1 protein-coding gene is annotated in these 1,276 nt (G+C 52.5%); it reads left to right on the top strand.

The window, feature by feature from the left end; translation table 11 throughout:
- Positions 1-1,248: MobA/MobL family protein (locus I2C21_RS17410; protein ID WP_195279896.1), on the top strand; the 1,248-nt coding region annotated here is incomplete at its 5' end.
- Between the last annotated feature and the right edge of the window lie 28 nt (positions 1,249-1,276).

The following is a 1,276-nucleotide window of genomic DNA, read 5'->3' on the forward strand; positions in this document are numbered from 1 at the left end:
CTTGCATACAGCTTTGACATTGCCTTGCAGAATGAATTTTCCCTTGAGGAAAACATCGCTCTTGCAAGGCAATTTTTGTTGGAGAACTTTGTGAGCCGGGGCATGGTGGTTGACTTCGCCGTACACCAGCCCGACCGGGAGGACGGCGGCATACCCAATCCACATTTTCATGTACTTTGCCCCATCCGCCCCATCGAGCAGAACGGCAAATGGGGGCTAAAGCAACGCCGGGTGTATGAGCTGGACGAGGACGGCAACCGTATTCGAGACGCAAACAGTAAGTATGTGTTCAATGCCGTTCCCACTACCGACTGGGGCAGTCCCGAAACGCTGGAATACTGGCGGCAGACATGGGCGGAGATGTGCAACGCCAAGTTTGCAGAGAAAGGGCTTGATGTTCGCATCGACCACCGAAGCTATGAGCGTCAGGGCGTGGAGCTTCTTCCCACTGTCCATGAGGGCGCAACCGTCCGGGCAATGGAGAAGAAAGGCATACGCACCGAGAAAGGCGAGTTCAACCGTTGGATCAAAGCCACCAATGCCGTTATCCGGGACATCAAGAAGAAAATCGCTCTCCTGTTTGATTGGATTGCCGAAGCAAAAGCAGAGCTTGCCAAGCCGCAGGCACCCGACCTTGTTTCGCTGCTGAACGCCTATTACACCCAGCGCAGAGCCGGGGCGTATTCGCAGAAAGGCAAGGTCAGCAATCTAAAGGAGATGAACGAGACTTTCAATTATCTCCGGGCAAACGACATTTTCACCCTTGAAGATTTGGAACGCCGTGTCAGCGAACACAGTGCTGCCACAGAGAGCTTGAAGAAAACGCTGGACGAACAGACCGCCCGAATGAAAACAATTAAGCAGCTCTATGACAGCTCCGCTGCTTTCCAGAGCTTGAAGCCTATCTATGACGGCTTGCAGAAAATCAAGTTTGAGAAGCCCAGAGCCAAGTACAAGGCAGAGCATGAAGCGGAACTGAAACAGTTCTACGCCGCCAGACGAAAGCTGACCGGGGAGTTCCCGGACGGCAAAGTGAATATGAAAAAGCTGACCGAAGAGTATGACGAGCTGGAACAGGCGCACAACACCACCTATGGCGAGTTTAAGACCGTCAGAGACGATTTACACCGCCTTTGGAAGGTCAAGTCATGCGTAGATACTGCCGCCCGATTTAACGAGCGTACAGAGGAACAAATGCTCCAAAATCGACCCCAAACACGACAGAAAAAGGAGGAACTATCCCGATGAATTACACCCAAGCACAGATTGACCGGGC

The organism is Clostridium sp. J1101437_171009_A5, from assembly GCF_015547905.1.
GTDB classification, from domain to species: domain Bacteria; phylum Bacillota; class Clostridia; order Oscillospirales; family Oscillospiraceae; genus Pseudoflavonifractor_A; species Pseudoflavonifractor_A gallinarum.